The following is a 3,771-nucleotide window of genomic DNA, read 5'->3' as shown; positions in this document are numbered from 1 at the left end:
CCGAAGTGGGGTCCGAAGCCGGGGGCAGGACCGAAGCCAGGGGCAGGACCGAAGCCGGGGTCGGGGTCGGCGAAGACCGTTCCTCGGCAGCGGCGGAGTTCGGAGTGAGCCTCCAGGCCGGGTTCGGAGTGGGCCTGTTGTCGGGGCTTGGAGTGGGCCTGCTGCCCGGGTTCGGGATGTGGCTGCTGTCGGGACTCGGCGTGAGCCCGCTGCCTGCGCTCGGGATGCGTCCGCTGTCCGGGCTCGGAGTGCGGTGTCCCGCGTGGCGCGCCGGCCCCGGACCGTCTGCGCATTTCCCTGTCGTGTCCGCAACCAGTGGCGCTGCCCGTGACCCGGGCCGCCGCCGCCCCGTTCACCTGGGAGGCGCAAGTCGTCCGCCCGGCGGTGCGCCGCCGGGCGGGTCAACGGCCGGGCCGGGAGCGCCTGTTGCGACCGGTCCCGGCCCTGACCGTGCCGAACCGTCCGCTGCCGAACCGTCCGGTGCCGTCACGCCGCCCGTCCCGCTCGCCCCGCCCGTTCCTCTCGCCCAGGCCCGAAGAAGCGAAGAAGAAAGCTCTCATGTCCCTATCCCTGCCGTCCCACACGACACGAGCGGAGAACACGGCCACCGCCCGCCGGCCAAGTCCGAACCCGCGTCCCGCGTCCGGCGACGGCCCCGGGACCGCCCACCGCACCCCACGGCAACTGCCGCCCGTGCACGCCTCGTTGATCTGCGTCGCCATGCCGGGCCTCGCCATCTCGTCCGAGCACGGCCAGCTGACCGGCCACGGCCTCGACGGCATCTACCGCGCGGGCCGGCGCCTGCTCTCCCGCTGCCATCTGCGGATCGCGGGCCGTGAACCGCTCGCCGTACAAGGGCGGCTGCTCTCGGCGAGCAGCGCCCGCTTCGTCTCCGTGGTCCGGCACACCGACGGCAGCGGCCCCGACCCGGTCGTCACCGTGGAGCGCATCCGGGACGCGCAGGGCATCGAGCGGATCACCCTGCACAGCTCGGCCCCGCGACCGCTGCGGCTGCCCGTCGAGATCGCGCTCGCCACCGACCTCGCCGAGCTCGGCGCCGTCGCTTCGGGCAGCGCCGGGCCCGAACTGGCCGCCAGCGTCTACGACTCGGGGCTGCGCTGGTCCTCGGGTACGGATCACGCCGTGGTCTCGGCCGACCCCGCACCCCAGGACGCCCTTGCCTCCGCGGGACTCCTGCGCTGGGAGGTCGAACTGCCGCCGGGCGGCAGTCACAGCATCGAACTGTCCGTACGCCAGGACGGTGCGAGCCCGCTCCGCCCTGCCGCCCGGACCACCCATGCCCCGCTGTCCCCGGCTCGGGCGGAAGGCGACGACCCGAGGGCGTCGCGACTCCTGGCCACCTGTATCGACGATCTGCAGGCACTGCTGCTGCGCGATCCCGCGCATCCCACCGACATCCACCCGGCGGCCGGCGCTCCCTGGCGCTGCGGGCTCGCCCCCGCCGAGGCGCTGGCCACAGCCCGGATGACGCTGCCGCTGGGCACCCGCCTGGCCGCCGGCACCCTGCGCACCCTCGCCCGCACCCAACTCGGCGGCGACGGCCCGGACGCGGGCTTGATCCCCGGACCCCTGCGGGACGCGGGACCGCATCTGCCGCCGAGCAGCACCGGCATCGAGGCCACCCTGCTCTTCCCCGCCCTTCTCGCCGAGGCCCTGCGGTGGGGCCTGCCGGAACAGGAGGCACATGACCTGCTGCCCGCGGCCGAACGCTGTCTGCGCTGGCTGCGTTCGGCCGTCGCGGCCGGCGGCTGTCTCACCGACCCGGCCCCGGGCGGCCCACTGCGCTGCGAGACCCAGGCCCACGCACACCGCGCGGCGTTGCTCGGGGCCGACCTGCTCGAGCTGTACGACCGGCCGGGCGCGGGGCAATGGCGGGACTGGGCGGCCGAGTTGAGGCAGGCGTTCCGGCGGGACTTCTGGATCGAGGACCTCGGCGGCGGCCGCCCGGCAGCGGCCCGTACCGCCGACGGCAGGCACGTACCGCACCTCGGCAGCGCCGCCGCCCACCTGCTCGACACCGGGCTGCTCGGCGGCGGCGTGCCGGCCCCCGGCCTGCTCGACCGGGTGCAGACCGAGCAGCTCGCACGGCTCTTCGGCGGGCCCGCACTCGACTCGGGCTGGGGGCTGCGCAGCCTCGGTACGAAGGAGGCGGGCTACAACCCGTTCGGGCATCGCGGAGGGGCCGTCCGCGTCCATGAAACCGCCGTCGCCGTCGCCGGACTCTCCGCGGCGGGCTACGAGAAGGAGGCGGGCGCCCTGCTCGGCGGTGTGCTGGCCGCCGCGGAGGCGTTCGGCGGCCGGCTGCCCGAGATGTACGCGGGGGACCAGCGCGTGGCCGGCGGCGCACCCCTGCCGCACCCGGCGGCCTGCCGGCCCGCGGCGGTCTCGGCGGCCGCGGGCATCCACCTGCTCCTCACCCAGGCGGGCCTGCGCCCCGACGTCGTGACGGGCACGGTGTCCCTGACTCCGGTCGGCAGCGCCCCACTGGGCGAGCTGAACCTCACGGGCCTGAGCATCGCGGGAGCCCCTTTCGCGGTACGCATCAGCCGCCTCGGTCTCGCCATGGTCGAGCAGGCGGGGGAGGGCCTGCAGCTGGGGGTGCGTACAGGGGGCTGACGGAACCGGAGCCGAGGGGCGGACGGAACCGGAGCTGAGACGCGAGCCGAGGGAGCGCAGGGAGACGCGAGCCGAGGGGCGGACGGGAACCGGAGCTGAGACGCGAGCCGAGGGAGCGCAGGAAGACGCGAGCCGAGCCGACGGGGTGCGGGGGACGCGAGCAGATGGGGCGGATGAGACGGGAATCGCGTCGTGGGAGCCGTGCCCGAACCGGGTGTTTATCGTCAGCCAGACGACTATGATCGCGTCATGTCGCCCTACGACCCGTCGGCCTACCCGTCCTTCGCCGTCACCGTCGACCTGGTTGTCCTGACCGTGCGTCGTCACTCGCTGTGTGCGCTGACGGTGCGCCGCGGGGAGCCCCCCTTCCAGGGGCGGTGGGCGCTGCCGGGCGGATTCGTGAAGGCCGACGAGGATCTGGCGGACGCGGCGGCGCGTGAGCTCGTGGAGGAGACCGGGCTCTGCGTGCACGATCCCGCCGCCCCGGAGTCCTCGGGCAACGGCGCGCATCTCGAACAGCTGGGCACCTACGGTGACCCGCAGCGCGACCCCAGGATGCGTGTGGTCAGCGTCGCGCACCTCGCTCTCGCCCCCGATCTGCCCGCGCCCCGCGCGGGCGGCGACGCCAACAGCGCGCGCTGGTCACCCGTCGAGACCTTCCTCGACCAGGACGGCGAGCAGGGCAGCCTCGCCTTCGACCACGCGCAGATCCTCGGCGACGGCGTCGAGCGGGCCCGCTCGAAGATCGAGTACTCCTCCCTGGCCACGGCCTTCTGCACCCCGGAGTTCACGGTCGGCGAGCTGCGCCGGGTCTACGAGGCGGTCTGGGGCGTGGCCCTCGACCCCCGCAACTTCCACCGCAAGGTCACCGGCACGCCTGGCTTCCTGGTGCCCACCGGCGGCACCACCACCCGTCAGGGCGGCCGCCCGGCCCAGCTCTTCCGCGCCGGTGGCGCGACGTTGCTCAACCCGCCGATGCTGCGGCCCGAGGTCTGACGAAGGCCCGGCACACAGCTCATCCGCACGCGCGAGCGACAGCGCCCGCACATGCGACCGAACCACCCCCGACACTGTCACCCACCCCTGCCTAAAAAAGGCCAAATATCCCGTTATCGTGCTGAAGGTACCCAGGGC

Annotated in this window: 2 protein-coding genes; both read left to right on the top strand. The window is 74.5% G+C overall.

Going from position 1 to position 3,771, the window contains the following annotated elements:
• The first annotated feature begins 558 nt into the window (after positions 1–558).
• Positions 559–2,637: a glycogen debranching N-terminal domain-containing protein gene (locus G6045_RS39785; protein WP_165337123.1), complete on the top strand. Its 2,079-nt coding sequence runs from the start codon at positions 559–561 to the stop codon at positions 2,635–2,637.
• 249 nt (positions 2,638–2,886) lie between these two features.
• Positions 2,887–3,633 (top strand): NUDIX hydrolase, encoded by a 747-nt coding sequence (locus G6045_RS39780; protein WP_165337122.1) that lies wholly within the window; start codon positions 2,887–2,889, stop codon positions 3,631–3,633.
• Positions 3,634–3,771: the final 138 nt, after the last annotated feature.

The sequence above is a fragment of the Streptomyces mesophilus genome, assembly GCF_011044995.1.
Classification (GTDB): Bacteria; Actinomycetota; Actinomycetes; order Streptomycetales; family Streptomycetaceae; genus Streptomyces; species Streptomyces mesophilus.
Note: the sequence above shows the minus strand (reverse complement) of the source record. Positions and strands in the feature narration are given on the sequence as shown.